16 protein-coding genes and 2 pseudogenes are annotated in these 20,917 nt (G+C 60.5%); 10 read left to right on the top strand and 8 right to left on the bottom strand.

Annotated features, from left to right (window positions below; all coding sequences use genetic code 11):
- Window position 1 precedes the first annotated feature (1 nt).
- The gene (locus AC3CB8_RS26205; protein ID WP_352564669.1) at window positions 2-802 is read left to right on the top strand and encodes an ABC transporter permease; all 801 of its coding nucleotides are present in this window, start codon (window positions 2-4) and stop codon (window positions 800-802) included.
- Complete coding sequence (locus AC3CB8_RS26200; RefSeq protein ID WP_352564671.1) at window positions 799-1,875, top strand: ABC transporter ATP-binding protein; 1,077 nt, start codon at window positions 799-801, stop codon at window positions 1,873-1,875. The genes AC3CB8_RS26205 and AC3CB8_RS26200 overlap by 4 nt, the downstream gene beginning before the upstream one ends.
- A gap of 78 nt (window positions 1,876-1,953) precedes the next feature.
- Here the strand turns inward: AC3CB8_RS26200 and AC3CB8_RS26195 are convergent.
- A pseudogene (locus AC3CB8_RS26195) lies at window positions 1,954-2,298 on the bottom strand (tyrosine-type recombinase/integrase); the annotation flags it as partial.
- A 310-nt stretch (window positions 2,299-2,608) separates the two neighbouring features.
- Between AC3CB8_RS26195 and AC3CB8_RS26190 the strand changes: the two are divergent.
- Complete coding sequence (locus tag AC3CB8_RS26190; protein ID WP_352564673.1) at window positions 2,609-2,911, top strand: CHASE3 domain-containing protein; 303 nt, start codon at window positions 2,609-2,611, stop codon at window positions 2,909-2,911.
- A gap of 168 nt (window positions 2,912-3,079) precedes the next feature.
- Window positions 3,080-3,886, top strand: a complete 807-nt coding sequence (locus AC3CB8_RS26185; protein WP_352595372.1) for a histidine kinase dimerization/phosphoacceptor domain -containing protein — start codon at window positions 3,080-3,082, stop codon at window positions 3,884-3,886.
- Here AC3CB8_RS26185 and AC3CB8_RS26180 read toward each other — a convergent pair.
- Together AC3CB8_RS26180 and AC3CB8_RS26175 are read right to left on the bottom strand one after the other, a co-directional pair.
- Window positions 3,767-5,821, bottom strand: a complete 2,055-nt coding sequence (locus AC3CB8_RS26180) for a sensor histidine kinase (protein ID WP_352595369.1) — start codon at window positions 5,819-5,821, stop codon at window positions 3,767-3,769. The two genes, AC3CB8_RS26185 and AC3CB8_RS26180, sit on opposite strands and share 120 nt — an antisense overlap.
- 512 nt (window positions 5,822-6,333) lie before the next feature.
- On the bottom strand, window positions 6,334-6,606 hold the full coding sequence (locus AC3CB8_RS26175) for a hypothetical protein (protein ID WP_023781553.1): 273 nt from the start codon (window positions 6,604-6,606) through the stop codon (window positions 6,334-6,336).
- Between the two features lie 380 nt (window positions 6,607-6,986).
- Between AC3CB8_RS26175 and AC3CB8_RS26170 the strand changes: the two genes are divergently transcribed.
- Window positions 6,987-7,427, top strand: coding sequence for an ion channel (locus AC3CB8_RS26170; RefSeq protein ID WP_023773526.1), 441 nt, complete (start codon window positions 6,987-6,989; stop codon window positions 7,425-7,427).
- A gap of 159 nt (window positions 7,428-7,586) precedes the next feature.
- Here the strand turns inward: AC3CB8_RS26170 and AC3CB8_RS26165 are convergent, their stop codons facing one another.
- Window positions 7,587-10,229, bottom strand: coding sequence for a glycosyltransferase (locus tag AC3CB8_RS26165; protein WP_352564677.1), 2,643 nt, complete (start codon window positions 10,227-10,229; stop codon window positions 7,587-7,589).
- 1,088 nt (window positions 10,230-11,317) lie between these two features.
- Between AC3CB8_RS26165 and AC3CB8_RS26160 the strand changes: the two genes are divergently transcribed.
- The 3 genes from AC3CB8_RS26160 (at window position 11,318) to lov (ending at window position 14,347) form a co-directional block, all read left to right on the top strand.
- Window positions 11,318-12,169 (top strand): hypothetical protein, encoded by an 852-nt coding sequence (locus AC3CB8_RS26160; RefSeq protein WP_352564679.1) that lies wholly within the window; start codon window positions 11,318-11,320, stop codon window positions 12,167-12,169.
- Between the two features lie 43 nt (window positions 12,170-12,212).
- Window positions 12,213-12,950, top strand: coding sequence for a hypothetical protein (locus AC3CB8_RS26155; protein WP_084569579.1), 738 nt, complete (start codon window positions 12,213-12,215; stop codon window positions 12,948-12,950).
- 338 nt (window positions 12,951-13,288) lie between these two features.
- A complete protein-coding gene (gene lov / locus AC3CB8_RS26150) occupies window positions 13,289-14,347 on the top strand; it encodes a blue-light-activated histidine kinase (protein WP_023781560.1) in 1,059 nt (352 codons plus the stop codon).
- Window positions 14,348-14,436: 89 nt separating this feature from the next.
- Here lov and AC3CB8_RS26145 read toward each other — a convergent pair whose 3' ends face one another.
- The 4 genes and pseudogenes from AC3CB8_RS26145 to AC3CB8_RS26130 all read right to left on the bottom strand — a co-directional run.
- Window positions 14,437-15,558, bottom strand: coding sequence for an extracellular catalytic domain type 1 short-chain-length polyhydroxyalkanoate depolymerase (locus AC3CB8_RS26145; RefSeq protein ID WP_352564681.1), 1,122 nt, complete (start codon window positions 15,556-15,558; stop codon window positions 14,437-14,439).
- 1,441 nt (window positions 15,559-16,999) lie between these two features.
- Window positions 17,000-17,218, bottom strand: a complete 219-nt coding sequence (locus AC3CB8_RS26140) for a hypothetical protein (RefSeq protein ID WP_084056180.1) — start codon at window positions 17,216-17,218, stop codon at window positions 17,000-17,002.
- A 414-nt stretch (window positions 17,219-17,632) separates the two neighbouring features.
- Window positions 17,633-18,730, bottom strand: a complete 1,098-nt coding sequence (locus AC3CB8_RS26135) for an ABC transporter substrate-binding protein (protein WP_023773532.1) — start codon at window positions 18,728-18,730, stop codon at window positions 17,633-17,635.
- A 107-nt stretch (window positions 18,731-18,837) separates the two neighbouring features.
- Window positions 18,838-19,011, bottom strand: a pseudogene (locus AC3CB8_RS26130) (CGNR zinc finger domain-containing protein); the annotation flags it as partial.
- A gap of 197 nt (window positions 19,012-19,208) precedes the next feature.
- On the opposite strand from AC3CB8_RS26130, the gene AC3CB8_RS26125 reads away from it, so the two are divergent.
- Together AC3CB8_RS26125 and AC3CB8_RS26120 are read left to right on the top strand one after the other, a co-directional pair.
- Complete coding sequence (locus AC3CB8_RS26125; RefSeq protein ID WP_023781563.1) at window positions 19,209-19,685, top strand: YidB family protein; 477 nt, start codon at window positions 19,209-19,211, stop codon at window positions 19,683-19,685.
- Window positions 19,686-20,240: 555 nt separating this feature from the next.
- Window positions 20,241-20,750 (top strand): EF-hand domain-containing protein, encoded by a 510-nt coding sequence (locus tag AC3CB8_RS26120; RefSeq protein WP_051407660.1) that lies wholly within the window; start codon window positions 20,241-20,243, stop codon window positions 20,748-20,750.
- Window positions 20,751-20,917: the final 167 nt, after the last annotated feature.

Raw genomic sequence — 20,917 nt, 5'->3', positions numbered from 1 at the left:
TATGCTGCTCGACTATGACCGGCTCGGATGGCTGCGCGTGGCGCTTGTCGGCTTCACCGCGGCAGTCGCGGCTTTCCTGCTGCTGCCGGTGGTCTTCATCGTGCTCCTGTCATTCGGCTCATCGCGCTGGCTGGCCTTCCCGCCACCCGGCTGGACGCTGAAATGGTACCAGCAATTGCTGGCCGACCCGACCTGGATCGATGCCGCGCTGACGAGCGCCCGGATTGCCGCCATGGCCGCCATCCTCGCCGTCATCGTCGGCCTGTTCGCCTCCTTCAGCCTGGTCAGGGGTGAGTTTCGCGGACGCCAGGTCCTGCGCGGATTGCTATTGACGCCGATGGTGCTGCCAGTCGTCGTTTTCGCCATCGCCATCTACGCCTTCTTCCTGCGCATCGGCCTTGCCGGCACCACAGTCGGCTTCGTCATCGCCCACACCGTCCTGGCGCTGCCTTTCGCCATCATCCCGATAACCACGGCGCTTGAGGGTTTTGACAAATCCATCGAGGACGCGGCCATCGTCTGCGGCGCCAGCCCGTTGCAGGCGCGGCTGAGGATCACCTTGCCGTCGATTAGGATCGGCATCTTCTCGGCTGCGATCTTCTCTTTCCTGGCCTCATGGGACGAGGTCGTGGTGGCGATCTTCATGGCAAGCCCGACCTTGCAGACCTTGCCGGTGAAGATCTGGGGCAGCCTGCGCGCCGACCTCAGCCCGGTCGTCGCCGCCGCCTCCAGCCTGCTCGTCGGCCTGACTCTCTGCCTGATGATCGTGACCGCACTCCTTCGCAGAAAATTGTCCAGATGACCCGACCCTTCCTGTCGATACGCGCGGTGAGAAAGACGTTCGGCGCCTTCGTCGCCGTCCATGACGTCACCATCGATGTACCCAAGGGGGAGTTCCTGACGTTCCTCGGCCCGTCGGGCTCCGGCAAGTCGACCACGCTCTACGCCATCGCCGGTTTCCAGGATCCGAGCTCGGGCGATGTGCTGCTGGAGGACAGGTCGCTGCTTTCGGTGCCGTCGCACAAGCGCAACATCGGCATGGTCTTCCAGCGCTACACGCTGTTTCCGCATCTGAGCGTCGCCGAGAATGTCTCCTTTCCGCTGCGCGTGCGCCGCCGGCCCGACGGCGAGATCAGGCGCAAGGTCGCCGACATGCTGGCGCTGGTGCGCCTCGAAAACTTCGCCGACCGCCATCCGGGCGCGCTGTCTGGAGGCCAGCAGCAACGCGTGGCGCTTGCCCGCGCGCTCGCCTACGACCCGCCGATCCTGTTGATGGACGAACCGCTGTCGGCGCTCGACAAGAAACTGCGCCAGGAGATCCAGGCCGAGATCCGCCGCATCCATCGCGAGACCGGCGTCACCATCCTCTATGTCACGCACGACCAGGAAGAGGCGCTGCATCTTTCGGATCGCATCGCCCTGTTCAGGGAAGGCCGTATCGAACAGATCGGCACCGGCGAGGATCTTTACCTCCGGCCGGCGAGCGAGTTCGTCGCCGGCTTCATCGGCAACTCGAATTTCCTGCCGGCAGAGCATTTGGAAAGCACGGGAGGTGCGTCAACGATCCGCCTCGCCGACGGCTCGATCGTCACCGGCGTCAAGACGACAACGCTCTTCGGCCATGGCCAGAAGGTCCGGCTGATGGTGCGCCCGGAGGCCTTCCGCCTCACCCCTGGGCCGGCGAGCGTGGCACTTGCCGTAGAGATCGTCGATACCGCCTTCTTCGGCGACCGCCGGCGCGTCGTGGCCCGCATCGCCAGCGGGCATGAAATCGATGTTAGGCCGACCTCCGATGCAGAGGGCGCGATCAGCGCCATCACGCCGGGTCAACGTATCTTTTTCGATCCCGCTACCGCATTCCTGTTCCCGGCCTGATGGCGCGGATGATTCAAAACATTTCGATGTCCTATTGAGATCCGAAGGAGCGCTTCCAAGCATCGGCTTGCGGGTCACGAGCCGCACGACGCGATCCATACCCTGAACCGCCAGACGAACCCGCGATGCCTCGCGTGAATAGAGTTCCGCGCGATCGATGTCGTCATGGCCCAGCACATCCATGAGCTGCCTGGTCGAGGCCTCTGCCGCGGCGAGATAGACGCCGAGTGACTTCCTCAACCCGTGCACCGTCAGCCCATTTGTAAGCCCTGCAAGCTTGCACCAGTGCGCCATGGTCCCAGTCAGGGATTTGGAGGAGAGGGGCTGGCCACAGGCGGTTACCAGGACGGTTTCGCCGCGCTTGTCCGTAGCCTCAAGGATTTCGGCAAGCATGGGTGTGATCGGTACGAAAAGCCACTTGCCGCCGGCCATCGGCGCAGCATGTAGTTGATGGCCTTGGCGAGATCGCGGTTGCGTGAGAGCTGGGCAAGGTGGGCGATCCGCCAGGGCGTGAAGGTCCTCCCAGCAGTGGAGCGCTACGCTCCTGGCCGGGCGCAAGCACGCGCTTCAGCGCTCAATCCGTCGATCTCGCGCTCCATAGTGCATCCAGGCGCTGCACGGCCTCCAATGCGATCGGGTAGATCGCCCGGGAGGGTATCGCTTTCTCGCCGAGGGCTCGTTGGCCGTTACTACACGATGGCGCACAGAGGCGAAATCGGGCAGGAATGCGCTGATGTCAGTTCCCAGCCGTAACCTTGTCCGACTAACGTCCGCCTCCCTGCTGATAGGGTTTACGGCGCTGATGGCTATCGTGGTCACAAACTTCTGGCTTGGCCAGAGGGCGCAATCCTACTTCGATGATGCAATCGCGGCGCGCGACACCCGGGTCGCGGCGGTCGAATTGAGAAATGCGATGCAGACGGCTGAGGCGTCAGAACGCGGCTTCGTGATCACCGGCAACGAGAGCTATTTGGGCCGTATCAAACAGCCAAAGCCCAAGCGCAGCGCCACCTGCAAGCGCTGCGGACCTTGCTGACTTCCTATCCCGATTCCCAATCGACACTGCAACGGCTCACTGCAATCATCGTCGCCAAGTTCGGGGGAATTCGATCAGACGATAGCGCTCAAGCGCGACCAGCGGGATGCAGAGGTCGAGGCTTTGTTCCGAACTGACAGAGGTAAGGCTCTGACGGACGAAGCCAATGTGTTCTTCTCGGGCGTTATCGGGCGGGCGGATGACCGACTTACATCCGGTGTCGCCGAGCAGCGTGCCAACAGCCGATGGCTGCGGCTTGTTTCTGCTGTCGGAGGGCTCGTCATCGTCGCCGTCGTTGCCGGGGCTGCCTATGCAGCCGCTCGTTACACAAGAGAACTTCGCAAGACACGCGACGAGGTCAATGCTCTCAACAGCGACTTGGAACTACGTGTCAGCACCCGAACCGAAGATCTGGCAAAGGCCCGCGACCGGGCAGAGGTGCTTTTAGCCGAAATCAATCATAGGGTCGCGAACAGTCTCGCACTGGTCTCAGCGCTTATGAATCTGCAGTCAAAAGCAGTCGGGGATAATGCGTCAAAAGATGCCCTGGCCGAAACCCAGGACCGCATCTTCGCGGTCTCGCTGGTGCACAGGAGGCTCTACAGTTCTCCCGATGTCCGCTCGGTTGCCCTCGACGAATACGTTGCTGGGCTGCTCGACCACCTGCGAACATCGCTTCGAAGCCAGGTGCACGGTGTAAGGCTCTCCTATGAGGTAGCTTCGATCAAGCTCGAGACAGACGCCTGCCTGTCGCAAGGAATTCGCAGCAGAAATGGTGCTTCAAAAGCGCATCCCAGGGTTGTGTGCGTCAAGTTCTGCACCTGCGCCGCAGGGAAAGCTTCGCTGGGAAGATCTCTACATTTCGCGTCCGGGAGTATCGTCGTTGTCCATCGCGGGATTGAGCGGAGACGCAGAATTCACTCGCATGGTGCAGACCAGTCCCGATTTGTAGAACTTCAGAGTGACGCGTCCTGAGGTGCCGGACGAAAACACGCGCTCGAGGAGCTGCGTGCCGAAGCCCTTTCGCTCGACCGGTTCAACAGGCGGACCTCCCCGTTCGCGCCATTCCAGATCGAGCCAGCGATGCTGTTTTTGACCGGCAAGCTTGCACCGAATCGACACCGTGCCGGTTTCGTTCGACAGTGCTCCATATTTTAGCGCGTTCGTCGTAAGCTCATGAAAAGCCATGGCGGCCGAAAGAGCGACGTTCGGTGGTAGCCAGACCGACTCGCCGCTAATCTTGAAGCGGTCGATCGGTGCGTGTGAGCTGACCGATGTGGCAATCAGATCCTTGACGTCGGCGCCACTCCAGTTCTGCTGGATAAGCAGGTCGTTGGCCTTGGCCTGCGAGACGAGACGGCTGGAGAGCGTGCGTCCTGCTTCAGGCAGGCTTGTGGCGTTGCGCAGTGTTTGGGAGGCAATGGACTGAACCACGGCAAGGATATTCTTCACGCGGTGGTTCAGCTCATTGGTCAGCAATTTTAGCTGCTCCTCGCCGCGTTTGCGTTCCGTGATGTCGAGACTGATTTGCACGGCGCCGATAATGCCGCCGCCTGGGTTGCGAATTGGGCGTGCGCTGGAAAGTAGGAAGCGCTCGACACCCGACGGCAGCGTGTAGGCGAACTCTTCATGATCCGTCAGCTGCCCGCGCATGGCGCGGCTCAGAGGGCGGTCTTCGCGGCTTACTATGTGCCCGTCCTGGACGGCGACGGTGTCGATGACGAGTTCGGGCCTGCCGAACGATTTGTGCGCGTCCGTCGGCAGGCCCATAAGTTCGGCCGCGAAGCGGTTGCGGATAACCTGAAGAGCCTTCGGATCATAGGTAAACCAGACTGCCGCCGGCGCTGTCTCCAACACCGCCTCCAACTCGTAGCGCCGTTGGGCGATCGCCCGCTCTGCATCCACCATTGCCTGGGCGATGGCAGCGAACTCCCTAACCGAAGTCGACAGGGGTTCGACGCTGCGGCCATGACCCAGCGCTTCGGCCCGTCTCGCCAGTTCAGAGGTGGCCTGCGTAAATCTCTTGCCGACGAAATATCCCAGAGCAACGGAAACAAGAAGCGACAGGAGACCTATCCCGCAAATCGCGGCAAGCGAGCGCCAAAGCGGCGCCTGCACTGCTGAAAGCGGCACGTTCGCGGTGTAGAACCAATCAGATCGCGGAGACCTGTAATAGCCTGCCAGCAACGTCTCTCCTTCGAAGTTCCGGGACGTGAATGAGCCCGAGCGCCCGACTATCTTTTCCACGTATTCGGGCAATCCGCGCTTTCCCGTCCATTCTTCGTGCAACTTGGATCGGGCTACGTAATTTCCGTCGCGATCTCCCACGCCCACAGTCCATCCTTCCGGGACGGCCGGCATCAAAACATCGCGGATCCGGGCAGTCGGTACAGAAAGCGAAAGAAGCAGGTCTTCCCCCTTCGGGGCGGGCACCCGAATGGCAACAGCCACGCGGTATTCGCCTGAGTCCTTGCCGGTGAAGACACCGCTGACGAAAACACCGGAACGGTTGAGTGTCTCGACGTCGACAGCTTCTATCGCGGTGACCGGCGGCAAGGCGGCACCGTAGCCGATTTCGGTGTTCATCAACTGATTGCGGCCAAGATCGCGCAGGACGATCATCCCGTTCGTCCCATGGACAAGATCGAGCGCCTCGCGGTGGAAGGCTTGCAGATCGCCGTTGGCGAGCGCGGCGGATTTGGAAAGGCCGTCGAGGATGGTGTGGAGATTTGCCAGCTCGCCCTCTACGACGAGCGACACTTGTCGAGCCGTTTGCACGGCGTCCTGCTCAAAACGATATCGTTCATGCAGTGCATATTGGCCTAGCAGATAGCCGGCAAAGAGCCACACCGGGACAACCGAGGCGGCAGTCAAAGCAAGCAGGTGCGATCGAACTGATCGACGAGGCAAGTCCGTATCCAGTGCCGGCTCAGGGACACTCAACCATAATCAGCGGACCAGGAACAGCAAGCATTAGTTCAAGTGAATGTAGTGCCGTTGGGCTGGCCGTCCCGGAACCGCGCAACTGGTGCAAGCATCACGTGGTGTGGCACGGCGTAGCGCTGCGTGGTTCCAGCCACAGCCGTCCCGTTCGCGGCCGGTGTGGCGTAAACTCAGTACGCGGTGGCGCACTGTGCTATCGCCGCCGGTTACCTGCCGCGGGCTACTCTTGCGTCACGCCTTCCCGGGGTCGGTCAAGGTGTTGCTAATATACACCACTCGACAGCATCTCTAACCGCATCCCGCGCGGAACCGCTTCCATCCGCCATCCCGTTAGCGTCAAAATGACAGCGAACAATGCGAGTGGAGGCGGTGAGATGGACAAGCGGCAAGATACAAAAACCATCGAGCTATGCTGTCTGCTAGCCGTGCCGGTATCACTGCTCCTCACTGTGGTATTCGCCGGGATGGTCCTTGGCTGACTAACGCGCCCTGGGCGTCACTCGCCGCACAACATCAAGCGCGACCGTCACCACCGGGCCACCCAGGCTGACGGTCACGGCGTCCTTCTCGACCCGTGTGACGCTGCCGATCAGTTCCATGGTCTGGCCTTTGACGACCTTCGTGGTGCTATCCCGAACGGAATGCGGAAATCCGTAGGTCGGTATCGACACGCTGATCCTGTCGTCGGTGACGCGTCGAATAATGGTGGCGTCGATCGCCACCTCATCCCCGATGTTGAGGCCGCTAGCCATGCATTGGACTCTGGTGCGGCCGGCGCGAGCGTCAAGTGGCGAAACCTGGGCTTGAGCTTATCGCGACATGAGTACGCAGGGGATAACTTCCTCCGCGGTCGGACTTTCAACAACGTCCCGGAAACGTCGGAGCTGACGTCGTTTCGATCCACGAACTTATTTTCGGACGCTAAAGCGCTCGGGATCCAACGTGAGGAAGTCGATGAAGAGGTCGACAGCCTGTATCGGACATCCTCCAGTGGATCGTGCACTTCGATCCCGGTCTGCCCGAGCTAAGTCGCTCGCGTAGACTCGTTCCTAAAGCGTTCCAGAAAAACAGACCTTCACACAGGCACTGAATCGCGCGATCAACACGAAGCTTCCTTGAACGGTGCATCGTCATGAACGTCATCGCAGTCAGTCTCGTATCGCTCATTCTGGCGATCGCGTGTGTTCTAGTCCACTATGAGGCCTTCAAAATGGTCGCAAGCTCTGCCCGTTCAGCCGAGGTCGGCGGGTTCCCGAGCCGAGGACGACTGTTGATCGTAATCTTCGGAGCACTTGCCGCGCATACCGTGGAGATTACGTTTTACGGTTTCGTCTTCTGGGGCCTCCATAGCTACGGGCTCTTAGGCGAAATCGTCGGAGAAATTTCCGGCGGCTGGATCGACTTCCTGTATTTCTCCGTCACCAATTACACCACGCTGGGAGTGGGCGACATCAGAGCCGAGGGTCCGCTCCGACTGATTGCTTCGTCGGAGGCGCTCACCGGCCTGGTGCTGTTGAGCTGGACCGCCTCGTTCACCTACCTCTCCATGGAGAATTTTTGGAAGAGGAGGTAGAGCCAGCCAGATCATTGGTCCGTCTTGGACGTGAGGTCCACGGAAGCGAATTCCCAGGCGTTCGCAGAAGGCATGTTGCCAATCCTTCGTACCGTTGGAATGGCCGTTTTAAATGCCTTTTGCCCGGGCGATGCTTGATTGCGAGGCGTGGATAGGGCCTTAGCTGATGGCGCAATTCGCGAGGCGCTCGACAGCTTGCGCCATCTGGGATTCGAAGCGCTCTCTCATTCCGAGAGCCAGGTTAGCGTTCCGCGTGGACTGAAGCGCCTCGCCACGCGCTTGCTCATCGTTGAGCAGCCGATCGATGGCCGCGGCGAATTCAAAAGCATCGGATGTCGGCGTCGGCGCAGGGGGCTGGAAATCCGGAGGAAGCCCACGAAAGGCAAGTGGCGACGCGACAATTGGACGACCGGCGGCGAGAGCTTCTAGCGCCTTGATTGCAATTCCCGCGCCGGCAATGATTGGCATGGCGACAAGACGCGCCGACTTATAATGAGGCGCTAGGTTCTTTACGACGCCAAGGTATTGGACCTGGTCGTGCAGCAGGCGCTCCTGCTGCGCCACCTTTTGTATGCTCCCGACCACTTTGACCGATCGCGTCGGATCCAGTTTGGGCAATACATGATGCACAAACCACGAGAGGCTGCTCACATTTGACTGGTTGTCGCTCGCCACGATGAGCACGTCACACTCAGGAGCGACCTCGTCACACGGATGCAGGTAGATCGAGGGTTGGCAAAGCAATACTCTTGATCCTTCCGAGCCGAGGTGAGCGCGGAAAAAGGCCTCTTCATCAACGTTGATGGCACCGATGACATCGGCGCGGCGTAGATACGACATCTCGTCAGCGACGAGGTCTTCGAATGCGTCTTCGATACCGGTCGAGCGATTGATTTCCCGTCTCAGGATTATCTGTCGAGCCTGCAAATCATGCGTCTCCAGCCACACAGGAGAGCGATGCTTGAGGGGCTTGATGAATGGCAGATGGAAATAGTGATTCACCAGAATGAAGGAGAAGCCTCGATCAACGCCGATCTCTCTCACAATGGACGGGAGGGGGGAGAGCCTGGACTGCTCCGCCAGATAAACGGCTTGGCTTCGCCGTTCCGTGTCAATATGCAAAAGCCTGCGTTGCAATGACCCGACCACGCCTGATCGCCGAGCGGACACACAAGTGAGCACAGCCGAGCTGGAGTCGCGGTCGGTCAGGGCGGCCCGCCAGGACATGCGTTGCGCCTTGCGATCGCGATCGGAAACGACGATTACCTCTATAACCGGCAGTCCCCTGTCGGCCAGGTACCGCAGATGCTGATCGAACACCGTGGCGCTGCCAGTCGCGAACCAGGACGGTCGCACATACAAGACTGGCTTAGGCAAAACGATCGGCTGTGATGGGGTGCAAAGCCAGGTCGCAGCCTCGGACCAGCGGTTCCAGGTGCCCCCTGAGATCCGCTCGCGCGCCCGGTGGGCCAGAGTATCGGGAGAAGACGAATCGAGCAGCTTGACGGCCTCGTCTGGCCAGGCACACCAGTTCGAAATGAATCGAGACGACGACGGCGCCGGATCGGTTTCCGCCGCGATTCCTTGAGAGGCCAGCACCGGCCGCCCTGCAAGAGCAGCCTCGATGAATACACGGCTGACGCGGCAGCGATACGCCTCGGCATCATATGGAAGCAGAACGACGTCCGACAGGTATACGAGCTGGAGATAGGCAGAGGCCGAGAGTGGGCTCTCGATGACGATCACATCCTTCCGGCTCTTCAGCGCCAGACATTCTGAACGCAAGCTGTTCGACCAGCGAGCTGCCTGGATGACGAGATCGAAATCGCCCGATGAGCCGTCAAGTGCGCAAACTATAGAGCGAAGCTGAGTGCCGCCCTTGTCCGGACGTAACGCCCCTAGGCAAACGGCCAGGCGCCTGCCGGACTTTTTGCGCTGCGACAGTTCTGTGAAGATTAGAGCCTCTTTGGCAGACAGCTCGTCCGCCTCCACATGCTGTCCCGCCGCGATCATGCCCAGAGATGCCACTTCGTCTTCGTCGAAGACATCTCCAAAATCGCACACCGGCGCGTCCAGCAGCTTGGACATCTCCATAGCGAGCAGCGGGTTGGTTGCGTAAAAGCGTATACCGGCTTTCCAGCCAGAGCCACGGAGGCGGTGTGCCAGGCAATCGAGGTCCAGAGGACGATACCAATTTGCATAAAGGCGCGGATCTTCATGAAAGACGCACGCCATTTTGGGCAGCGGTCGCGCCAACAGCACAGGCAAGGCAAGTAGCTCGGCCAGCATGGCCGGGGTCGCCGTCGGTACCAGCAAGCTCAATTCGCCCGATGTGTTGTCGATCTGGCGGGCTACGCTTCGCACGAAAGGCGAACAGGTGTCGCGCGTGGATGACCGGCCCAGGGCCGCGCTCGTCGTCCGCAATAATGCATAAGGAAGCAGAAGGACGAGAATTGCGGGCACGGCCATGACCGCCAATGCGGCTCTACCAGCCATCAGGACAAACCGGTCCGGGCCATTGACGGGATCGTTAACCAGCCGCTTCAAAGCCTTCAGAACGGGTCGCAACCCTCGCTCAAGCGCGCGCGATAAGCCGGTCCGGCGGTCTTTTCGTTCATAGTAACTCCGCAGGAAGGTCGGCCGGATTTCGGCGCCGTTGATCGTCTTCGGGCCGGAATAGGCGCGATGCGCAAGGACGAGGCTACCCCACCCCAAACCAGCGCAAGTGGCGACCACCGCGCGTACATACCGAAAAGGATGACCGGCCTCGTCATCCAGGTGTGGCTCGACAATCAGGATCATGCGGTTCGTCACCGGCAAGAGCTGCTTCGAATGAAGCTGTCCATGATGAGTCAGTCCCGCTGTTGATGGCCCGGGCGGGCACCTCGTAGTCGGTCGCGCGATCGCATCCGAACTACTTCCTGTGTCCCACGGAAGGTCTCTTCAGTTCAAGGCCACCGCAATCCGACACAAGAAACGACCGTTCCGCGCCAGGCAGCGCTCACAATGGCCATACTCCCGGAGGCGTGCTCAGTGGATGCGGTGTCGGTGTTCAGTTGCTCGTTCCGGTGGCAAAGACGAAATTGAACATCAAAGGTCCTGAGCAGCCAAGCTGCAGCAATTTCCGTCCAGCTTGCAACGCAGTTCCGGGCCGGCAGGTCAGCACGACTTTTGGCGATACGCGACTACGGTACCGGATGGCGCGGCGGGTCTCGCCAGCTGTATCATGCGGCGCCCGCGTGTTCAGTTCCTGCCGTTCGAGCCCGAGTGAAGCGATTGCCGCCGAAGGTGATTGCGTCACATATCAACGCGACGAAATCGCCAGACGATGTGGGATTGGCGATCGTTGATTTTTCCGCCTGGATGGACGGGCGCCAAGGGCGAATGCCAAGCGAGGCAGGCATTTATAGAACGAATCTCCCGTTCGTTCGAATGATGGCAACCGAGGAACCAGCAGTTAGGTTCCAACTGATGCTTTGGCGCGCGCGGTGGTGTTTCGCTGCTTCGCGCTTTTGCTCGGCTGCACCAGATGTTCGACAGGTGGAGATGCAATGCGGTGAGGGCCGCGGTCTTGAGGTTCAGCGATGGGTCATGTGCAGAGCACCAGGGCAAATTTTTGCCTCGCTGCGTTCAGCTCGATTGGACGATGGACTTCGATTTTGCCGCACGAGACGCGCGGAGGAAGGGCCGGGGCGATTTTCGCCCTCTTTCCGTTATGCCTTGTTTTGCTGTTCGCATCTCCGGCTCACTGTCAGCGGGCGCCTGACGCGTCAGCGGCTCTCCCAGCTAGCGACAGCACGTCGGATGCATTTGCAGAGCACGTCGATGTCGGCAAAGAGCCCGAGAAGGCACCGACAAGGGCATTCGGATCCCCCGCACCTGGAGAGCTGGTGCCAAGCGAAGCACAGGCACTCGACGCAGAGGCGCAAACGCCGCAAGGCGAAAATCAGGAGATGTTGCGACGCGAATTGGATGCCGCACGAGCGGAGATAGCCAAGCAAGCACAAGCTCTGAAAGAGCAGCAGCGAAAGGACGAAGCCCTTTCGCTCGATCTGCAGACGGCGCAGCGCGCCATCGAAAGCTTCAGGGCCGAAGCCACTCTCTGGGGCGGTGAGAAGCCCGCCGCCGCAGCAACCCAGCCCTCCAAGGACGTCCCCGAGACTGCTGTGACGCAAGCTCTTAACGACGAACGGCACAAGGTTGAGCTCTTGTCCCAAGAGCTCACAACGGCTCACCAAACCATCGAGGCTCTCAAGACAGCCTCAAATGCGGTCGCCGTCGAGCTGGCCAACGCCAATAAGAACCGTGAGGCGGCCGAAGCAGGTCTACGGCAAGCCGGAGAAGCGCTCAAACTGGAACGCAAACGAGCTGATTCAGCTGCCCGTGACCTCGACCTCGTTCGCAAGGAGCGCGACGCTTCAAACCGGACCTCGGTCGGGTTAAGCGCGGCGCTGGAAGAAGAACGTGAACGGGCGACCGGTCTGGCCCTGAGCCTGAGTGCCGCGCGCGAGGCAATCGACGACGTCGCAACCAGGAACCGGGCTGCGGCTGCAGCGCGTTCGCGAATGATCCATAAGCCGGCAGGTGTGGTTGCAAGCGCACCACCCCGATCAGGTGTTGAACCGAGGCGCAAACCGGGCACGCGAGAAAAACAGAAACAGGCTGCTGTCTTGGCCCCGATCTCTCTTCCCCTCGCGTTGCTGCCGACCCGACCACCGAAAGGGCTCGACCCGCGCCAGTGAACAGACCGTGGAGCCCGAATCCATGCCGAAGGTCAACCTAGCAATGAAACAGTACGTCGCAGCCGCCCTGATGATCGGGATTGGAGTCGGACCTGCCTGCGCTCTCGACAAAGGGGTAGGTGCCAGCGTCGGCGGAATCGGAGTCGGCGCCGGAGTAAACGCGGGTTCGCAAGGCGCATCGGTCGGGGTGGGAGCGAGCGTCGGCGATGCAGGGCGATCACATGTCGGAGCTTCGGTTGGCACGGGCAAGGGATCAGTCGGCGTTGGCGTTGGTGCCAGCGGCAATGTCGGCAATGCAAGCGGAGGCGTTTCGACCAGTATTGGTACGGGCGATGATCCGGCGGCCGACGACGGGTCGCCTACCGCTAGCGGCAGTCCAGCCACCACACCCAAAGGAACGGCTGGGCCTACGGCCGCTGCGTCCGCGAGGGGCGGCAATCAATCGATCGCCTTGCCACCGATTCTCAAGCCTTCCATATCTGGTGACGGCGGCTTCACCGACGGCTATCCTTTCAAGCTTCAGAGACCCCTGAGAGCGAAGCCCGGTATACCGGCTGCTGTTGTGCAAGCCTGCCGCTCCGCGATCACATCCGCCGCCACACCGCTTGGCGCTGTCCGCGTCCGGGCGTTGAGCGCAGGGTTGTTGCATCGCCGTGGGGGTACACTCACAGCACCAATCAAGGTGCAAATAGACTATAGGAGGCAAGGGGGCGTCGAGGTTCGGCAGGCCGAGGTCGATTGTCGACTGGACAGGGCGGGCAGGGTCACGGCGATAAAATGAGAACTGGTTGGCCACGTTCGAACGGCGCGCTCCGCGACCGGAGGTGACACCCGCCGGGGGGCTTATGGTTCGTCGCAGGAAACGCCCGAGATCGACGAGACTCACCTTCGATGGTGGTCAAGGTGTCGACCATAACTGACCACGCCGACGATGCTTAGTCTGCCCGGTAGGTTGCACATGTTAGCTGCGTCATAGCCAATTGTGCCTCGCCTCGAGTAGACATTCCCAAGAACCGATCGCGTGGCTTTACTCCAGCAACCAGTCCGGTTCGAAGCATCACATTGGAAACCTTGTAGGAAGTCGGGCGTTATCGCTGATCTCTGTCAAGTGAGCAAAGAGTGCCTGACAACTTCAAATCAACGTCAGCCCTGCATGGCGACGCGCCGGCGGCAGCAGCCACCACCGCATGGGCGGATCGCAAGGAGTTGGCATCGGCGGCGTTCGAGCGCACGCGCATGCCCATCGTCATCACGGATGCTCGGCAGCCTGACAATCCCATCGTGCTCGCCAACAAGGCCTTTCTGGATCTGACCGGCTATACATCCGATGAAGTCCTGGGTCGAAATTGCCGCTTCCTACAAGGGGAGGGAACATCGCCCGCGGCCGTTGCGGAAATTCGAGCAGCGATAGAGCGTGAACGCGAGACGAATGTAGAGATACTGAACTTCCGCAAGGACGGATCGCCGTTCTGGAACCAGCTACATCTGAGCCCCATAAAGGACGATGAAGGCGGGCTTCTCTACTACTTCGCGTCGCAGATCGACGTTACCAAACATCGCATGATCCAGACCCTGGAAGCGGCGGAGCACCGCCTCCTGATGGAGGTCGATCATCGCGCAAAGAACGTTCTGGCGGTTGTCGATGGTATTGTTCGGCTGAGCAAGACAGACAGTGCACCGCTCTATGCCGCGGCCGTTCAACGCCGGGTCCAGGCTTTGGCGGTCGCACACGCCCTGTTGGCCGAGCGCGGCTGGCGCGATGTGCCGCTGGACGAAATCGTCTCCAGGCAGGTCGCCCATTTCGCGTCTGGGAGGACAGCAATGACCGGTCCTGAAGTTCTGATCCCAGCGGTGGTCGTTCAACCACTGGCTCTCGTCGCCCATGAATTGATCGTTAACGCCGCCACCCATGGAGCTCTCGCCCAGGATACGGGGCGGTTGCAGGTCAGCTGGCAGGCGACTGGCCATCATGGCGGCTTTAACCTGCGGTGGGAAGAAAGCGGCAGACGTAAAGCTGGATCTCCGCCAGGGGCGCCCGGCTTCGGAACGACCATGGTCAATGCAATTGTCCAGAAGCAGCTTCAGGGTGAGATCCTGCGGGATTGGACATCGGACGGTTTGAAAATCAACATAAGCATCCCGGGCACGGCTGCCCTTTCGACAGCCAAGGGCGCCTGAGACGCTCGTTGTTCTCAGTCCCATTTCGCATAGCGACACGGCAGGCCGGCCCCCATAGACGAACATTTTCCAACAAGTCTAGTCCCGAACTATTTCATCAAGCCGGCAGCGCGAAGGGCGCTTTCGATAACCTGACTAGGCCCAGCGGTCGGACCGCTGCTCGGTCCGACGGGCGGGTGCGCGACCACCAAAGGGGAGTGTCCGACCGATGTTGCCGGTAAACACGCATCTGGCGATGGGCCCGCAGAGCCCGCATCTTCAAGCCCCCAGAATCTGGAGATAAGCGAGGTGGACGATATGCCGGTGTCGATCACAAAGGATCCGCCCTGACTCAAGCCGTCCGCGGAGTCCACGGGTGTCCCGTGCGCCATGCCCGGGATCAGGTACTGCTCGATGACTTCCTCATTCGCAGCGTTCTTCCAGACGTCGCGGCGGTAGCCCTGATGCACCTGTGTCTCGCATTGCACTCTACTTTGCCCGAACAATGCGAGCCACTGCCCGACGAGCTGATCGGAGTTGACCGGAGTGACTGTTGTGTCGGCGCTTCCATGCCAGACGGAGAGTTTCGGCCATGGTCCGCAGTGACCGGAAGCTTGCTGGACGGTCGTCGCCAATCGCCTCCCGGTGGGGCCGCCGTGCCCTCGCATGCGGTCGAAAGCCTGTGGCACGCTATTGGCGCTGCCATAGGGTAGACCAGCTATTATGGCCCCGCCGGCGAAGACTTCCGGATAAATCGCGAGCATGGCGGCGGCCATTGCCCCGCCGGCGGAAAGTCCGGTGATAAAAATCCTGGTGCGGTCGATGTCGTGAGCGGTGACCACGGCCTCTATCATTTGGCGGATGGAAAGCGCCTCACCGGAGCCCCGTCGGGTGTCGACCGGGACGAACCAGTTGAAACAAAGATTGGCATTGTTGCTCCGCTGCTGTTCTGGAAACAGGACGGCAAAGCCCATGCGATCCGCCGTCCTCGACCAGCCGGCGCCGCAGTCATAAGATGCCGCCGACTGCGTACAGCCATGGAGGACAACGACCAGAGGGGCATGGGGTGCAAGATCCTTGGGGCGGTATGTCCAGCCTCGCAACTTTCCGGGATTTGACCCGAACGCCTGAAGTTCGGAAAAGCGCTCGTTTTGGTCGTGACCATCCAAGACGCCGTCGATCTGCTTTCGCCGAGCAGCCAAGCGTGCAACGGTATCGGCGAGACTTCTCATGCTGGTATCCTTTCGCGTCGATCCAGAGCGGGGCCAACAAGCGGAACGCCGTATTTTCAGGTTGGTTGCTGCAGTGCAGCATAAATTGCCTGCAACAAATCGATCCGCATGGGGTTTGCTTTGGATCGCCTGTGCGGAGAGCCCTCCGATCGAGCAGCAATGCGTGGAAAACGGACTGGCCGCCCCGCGACGCCTCGCCACAATTAGTTCCGCGCCGTCAGTATTGTCCTGCCTCAGCACGTCAGAAGCTGCCTGGTGGAGGGCCTCTGCCTCTGCGAATAAACGCCCAACGCCTTTCTCAAGCCGTGCGGCGTTAGGCCTTCCACAAGTCCGGACAACTTGCCTCAACGGCCCATCCTCGGGTTAGGCGTTGCGCCGAGAAGGGCTCGCCGTCCGACGGTCACCAACACGGTTTCGCCGCGCCGGCAATGATTCCGGCTTCGGCCGAAGCAAGTCGAAAAGGGTTGACACGGAGCATGCCGTCTCGGCGTCGACGACGTCCAGAAAGTGCCACGCGGGAGCGGAACATGAGAGCTTGCTAACGGTTCTACGTTGGTGGCTTTTCTAATTGAGAGAACGATCGTGTCAGCCTTTGAATTCGTCTACTTTTCTGGTCTGACGGGGAGTGATCTCCTGGGCGGTGTCGTCTCGTTGTTGGCGTGCTGTGTTCTCTACAACGTTATCGCGGAGGATCGCCCGCACCGGTGAGCGCGGGACCCAACAGGTGGTCCTAGATCGGCCGCTCTCCACATTCGAGGCGTCGCATGCGGATGATTTCTGTTTCCTATGGTGGGCCCTACACCGCCAGCTATCGTTGGCCCGTCGGCTAGAATGTCCCAGAGAGGAGGGCGACCGATGGCCGATTGGCTGCGGGGCTGGCAGCAGAGTTTCGTCGGCTCGGCGCCCAGAGGAGAGTTGCCTGAAGACGCCGAGCCTAGCCAGCGAGATCGGCAGGGGGCCGCGTCCTCTCGCCGGCTAAGAGGTTATGCACTCTCTTAGGCACTCGTGAAGCATTCGAATGCACTAAGAGGCCGAGACGGTTTCTACCTGAGATCCGATTTGCTGGGACCATGTCCTTTCGCGAGGAACCAATTGGGTTGTCGACAAGGATCTGACCTTTCAGTGCGCGCACTGCAACGCCACTGTCTCGGAAGGGCTCCTGGGCCAAGGTCGTCACGACGTCCAGCTGCAAACGCTGCAATCAAAGGTGCGGTTCTCTCACTAGAGAGAAGCTTGCGATGCTCGGATATTCGTAAGATCATCCCTCCGATGCTGACACCCGTTCATGCGCACCGTTTGATCGGTTCGGCCGCGTGTGCCCTGAGACGCGAGAAAGATCCCGCCGCCGAAGCCGATGCGGGCACTGGAAGAAGTGTGGAGGTGATCGCCGCCCAGCTTGCAGCTTCAGTTGCCGGTCTGGCGGTGCGGCGGCCGATTCATATCAGCCTGCCGGAGGCGAAGTGGGCGCGGGTGCGTTGCCGCCTTGGTTCTGCTCGGGGGCAACCTTAAGCGGCGTTGCTTGCCGCGACGCGTTTGATAAGGGCGCAAATATAAAAAAGGCGAGAAGGCCTAGAAAAACGAGCGCGATCACGACCACCGCCCAGCTCGCGATCCGAGCTGTACCTCGCCGTTCCTGATTGCGTGAGAGATCGTTGGTCATCTGACATCCTTTCGGGATCCATGATCCCAATCGGCTCCCGAACGTCAATTAGGCGCTGATGTTCCCTCCATTCGGAAACACCAAAGCTGTTTTCAGGGCTCATTGGAAAGAAACACTTTGCCAAAAGAGAGCAGCAGGCTGCGCACCAGGCAAGAGATCGACCAGCGCGTTCACACCTCAGATGAAGTGTGCGCTATCCGCTTACTTGGAAAGCGGGACGGAATTGACGCCGCGCTAGAACTTTATGGACGTGTTGCAATCGGCCTGGTGTCGAGGCAGTAGTCGCCGCTCACGGCTGGACCCCGTCAAGAACTGCGACGCCGTCGGCCACAGCGTGGAGAATGCTCCAAGTCATTGGATCGCCAAAAGCGACGGCGCTGCCGCCGCCGTGAACTTCGGCCATCGAACTCCGCCTCATCCTGAATCGAGAACATGCCTGAATTGCGCCGGGTTCCCCGGGGTTCTTTCGGCGATTTGGATCGGCGCATCAGTCCACTGCCAAGCGGTCGTGGCTGGTGTGCGAAAGAACTGGATGTGGCCACGGGTGCCGGCAACTTCTATGTGCGGCCATGACTCTGCGATGCTGTTCCGATCAGTGCCGAAGGACCGTATTGCCTGAGCAAGTACGACGATCGTGTCGTACCCTTCCAAAGCGACAAAGGAGGGCGCCTCGCCCAACTTCTCCCACAGGGCCCTTTCGACACGTGAGCCTAACGGGTTGAGGTGTCCGGGTCGGTAGCGCAGGAAGGGGATCGCAGCGCTATCTTCGCCTAGCAATGTGGCCCATTCAGCGAATTCTGGTTGCCCAGCTGGAGCGCCGATCTTGAGCGTGGACAGGCGGCCGTCATTGCGAACCGACTTGACGATTGAGATTGCTGGCTCTGGCTGGCCTACGAGAAGAAGAAGGACTGTTGCGCGACGGTCGATGAGTTGGTCGCACAACATTGACGGGTCCAGCGAGCTCATGCTGATGTCCGATAAGGTCGCGCCGTTTGCTTTAAGGCGATCTCGCAGAATGTGAACGCCAGATGCCCAGTAGATACTCTGCTGCGATGCAACCGCGATGCGATCGTGGCCAGCGCGCGAGAGAAAGTCGGCATATATTTGCCAGCCGCGGGACTGCGGCGGTGCAAGGCGGGCGACCCATTTCGTTGGTTGTTCCGTTAGCCTGTCGAGTACGGCCGACGAGCAGAGAAACGGCAGGCCGAGCTCGTCGGCCCTGATGGCCGCCGCGCGAGCAACGACACTGTGATACTCTCCCGCTATCGCCACCACGCCCAAGCGAGCCAGGTCATCCACGGCCGCGACGGCCTTCTGCGGATCGGCTGCAGTGTCTCGGACGAGCAGCTCAAGCGCTTTGCCGCCGACCCCACCAGCGCCGTTGATTTCGCTTACAGCAAGCTGAAGGCCCGCGAGCAAATGTCTGCCTGCCTCAACCCAGCCGGGGCGGGTCAAAGGGACGAGTGCCCCGATTTTGGTCGCTTCGTCGGAGCCCGATCCAGTCGATTCCATTCAATATCTCCTGGTTACGCAAAGCTCGCCACATGCCCAGCTACAGCGGACTTGGCTAGACCGATAGAGACAGTCGGACCTACCTCCAACAATCTGTATCATCGCGACTACCGACACAGTCCCCCTGGATGTCCGATGCGGCGGTCTTGCGCGGACTGGCTGTCGGCCGGGCCTTTCCATTGTGCGCTACTTCCGATGCGCCAGGCGGAAAAGCGGGCCGCCTTGGCGCGGTTGCCGCAACCGACCATCGAGCACCAGCGCCTTGGTTTGGAGCGGCTGTCGTCGACGAAAAAACTCTAAGCACCAGCCCGAGCGGTCTGTCTTCTGCCCGCCCACTTCTGTCCCCGCGTGCAGGCCTCGTGATCCGGCTGGGATGGGAGCCGTCGCGGTTGCCAAGCCCTTCCAGATATTACTGCCCAATCCCGGAACTTTTGGCAGGCCGAGACCTTCTGCATATCCGAAACCATAGGAGGAACGAGTGGCCAATCTAGGAAAACTTGCGATCGCTATGCTGGGGGTTCTGGCTTATCAAAACCGCGACAAGATCGCGGAGGTAATCCGCGGAGCGGGAGAGCGCGATCCCCGCAACCCCCAGGGTGGGATACTGGACCAGGTGTCGAAGGGCGTTTCCGGCACCGCGCTGGGCGAAATTCTCGACCGCTTTAGAACTGCAGGTGCCGGCTCGAAGGTGGACTCCTGGGTTGGCACTGGGGCGAACCAGCCGATAGAGCCGCACGAGGTGGAAACGGCGATCGACGCGCAGACGCTGGAGGCACTTTCTCGCCAGACCGGCCTCTCGCGCGAGGAGCTGATTGCAAGGATAACCAGGGATCTGCCGGATGCTGTCAACCAGATGACTCCGGATGGCACCCTCCCAGCAGACCAGCCAACAAATGCCGCCCCAGACCAGCGCAACCTGCTCGACGACGTGCCTTCCCGGCCGACGCAACGCTAGTTCCGGTTGACGCAAGCGGACTGCAAACGGTCAGTGCGAAACCAAGGAGATTGGATCGAGCGAGCAAGGCCAGCCAGGAAGGTATGAACAACCGAAAGACCTTTTGCAGATCGCCAGACTGCGAAGGGACATCTTGTCAGAGCTGCTGGATTCGCGCTGGCGCATCCTGGGAACGCCAATCCGGTTTGGAATGGATGCCCTGGTGGGTCCAGTGCCTGTCCTGGGCATGTGGGCCGGATACGGTGCCATTGCCGCCGACTTGAAATGCATTCATCCAGCCGAACTCTCGGAACTTGCAGCGGGGGTCTGCGCCAGCTCGTTGGGAATGGGTGCTTTCGGCCAATGGATGAAGATCGACCTTTGTTGCGCACCGGGCAAATCCGCGCGGCGATCAGTGACTGGTAAGGCCAGATTGCGACAAAGACAGCCAGGGCTTTGCTGGGATGATTGGAGCTATGCCGCTTTTGCGTCCGATGCCCAGGAACCATGAACCGAGCTGCTGGTTGGGACAGCACGCCGGCTGGTCGGCTTGGCAATCATCAAAGGAGGAACCCAATGACACGTTCTGTCACAACTGCAGTATTGGCTGCCGCGTTCGCTATGCTCGCCTCGTCAGCGTTTGCTCAATCCGCGGATGCTCCCAAGCCTGTCTCACCAGCCCAGGATCGGCCCGCGGGTGAAGCCGGACAGAACCAGCAAGCAATGCGTCAAATGATGCGCGAGATGATGGATGAGATGCTGCAGGAGAGAACAGCAAAGGACCGAGACCCCGAGGCGGATTGGCGACAGAGGGGCCCGAAGCTTCCGGACGAAGAAATGGGCGAGCGTGACCCGGGACATATGAGGCATGGCCGCAGGGCGGGCGCCGATATGATGCAGAGTGCCAAAATGAGAATCATGTTCGCTATCATGGACACCGACGGTGATGGTACGCTGTCGCGGACGGAGGTTCAGGATTTCATCGGGCGGATCTTTAACGCTGTCGACGAGGACGGCGATGAAAGCGTCGACATGCAGGAACTCCAATCGTTTTTCCGACCCGGAGGAGACCAGGACCGACGTTAGAGCCGACGGGTTGTCTGTCCGAATCTAGAGGCCACAGGAGATGGCTGGAGCGCGGTGTTTGGCTCCTCGCCGTCCCATGCTCCGCTGATCCTCGCTTGGATCAACGGGGTAGGACTTGCGCAGGCTCGCACGAGGCTGTGCGCCAGATCCGTCGACACGACGACCAT

The sequence above is a fragment of the Mesorhizobium sp. P160927 genome, from assembly GCF_057766385.1.
Note: the sequence above shows the minus strand (reverse complement) of the source record. Positions and strands in the feature narration are given on the sequence as shown.

Coding starts and splice junctions, on each gene's coding strand:
- AC3CB8_RS26155 (WP_084569579.1), top strand. CDS start 12,213: ATGAAACAGTACGTCGCAGCCGCCCTGATGATCGGGATTGGAGTCGGA.
- AC3CB8_RS26205 (WP_352564669.1), top strand. CDS start 2: ATGCTGCTCGACTATGACCGGCTCGGATGGCTGCGCGTGGCGCTTGTC.
- AC3CB8_RS26145 (WP_352564681.1), bottom strand. CDS start 15,558: ATGAGAAGTCTCGCCGATACCGTTGCACGCTTGGCTGCTCGGCGAAAG.
- AC3CB8_RS26165 (WP_352564677.1), bottom strand. CDS start 10,229: ATGATCCTGATTGTCGAGCCACACCTGGATGACGAGGCCGGTCATCCT.
- AC3CB8_RS26190 (WP_352564673.1), top strand. CDS start 2,609: ATGTCAGTTCCCAGCCGTAACCTTGTCCGACTAACGTCCGCCTCCCTG.
- AC3CB8_RS26135 (WP_023773532.1), bottom strand. CDS start 18,730: ATGGAATCGACTGGATCGGGCTCCGACGAAGCGACCAAAATCGGGGCA.
- AC3CB8_RS26170 (WP_023773526.1), top strand. CDS start 6,987: ATGAACGTCATCGCAGTCAGTCTCGTATCGCTCATTCTGGCGATCGCG.
- AC3CB8_RS26120 (WP_051407660.1), top strand. CDS start 20,241: ATGACACGTTCTGTCACAACTGCAGTATTGGCTGCCGCGTTCGCTATG.
- AC3CB8_RS26175 (WP_023781553.1), bottom strand. CDS start 6,606: ATGGCTAGCGGCCTCAACATCGGGGATGAGGTGGCGATCGACGCCACC.
- AC3CB8_RS26200 (WP_352564671.1), top strand. CDS start 799: ATGACCCGACCCTTCCTGTCGATACGCGCGGTGAGAAAGACGTTCGGC.
- AC3CB8_RS26140 (WP_084056180.1), bottom strand. CDS start 17,218: ATGACCAACGATCTCTCACGCAATCAGGAACGGCGAGGTACAGCTCGG.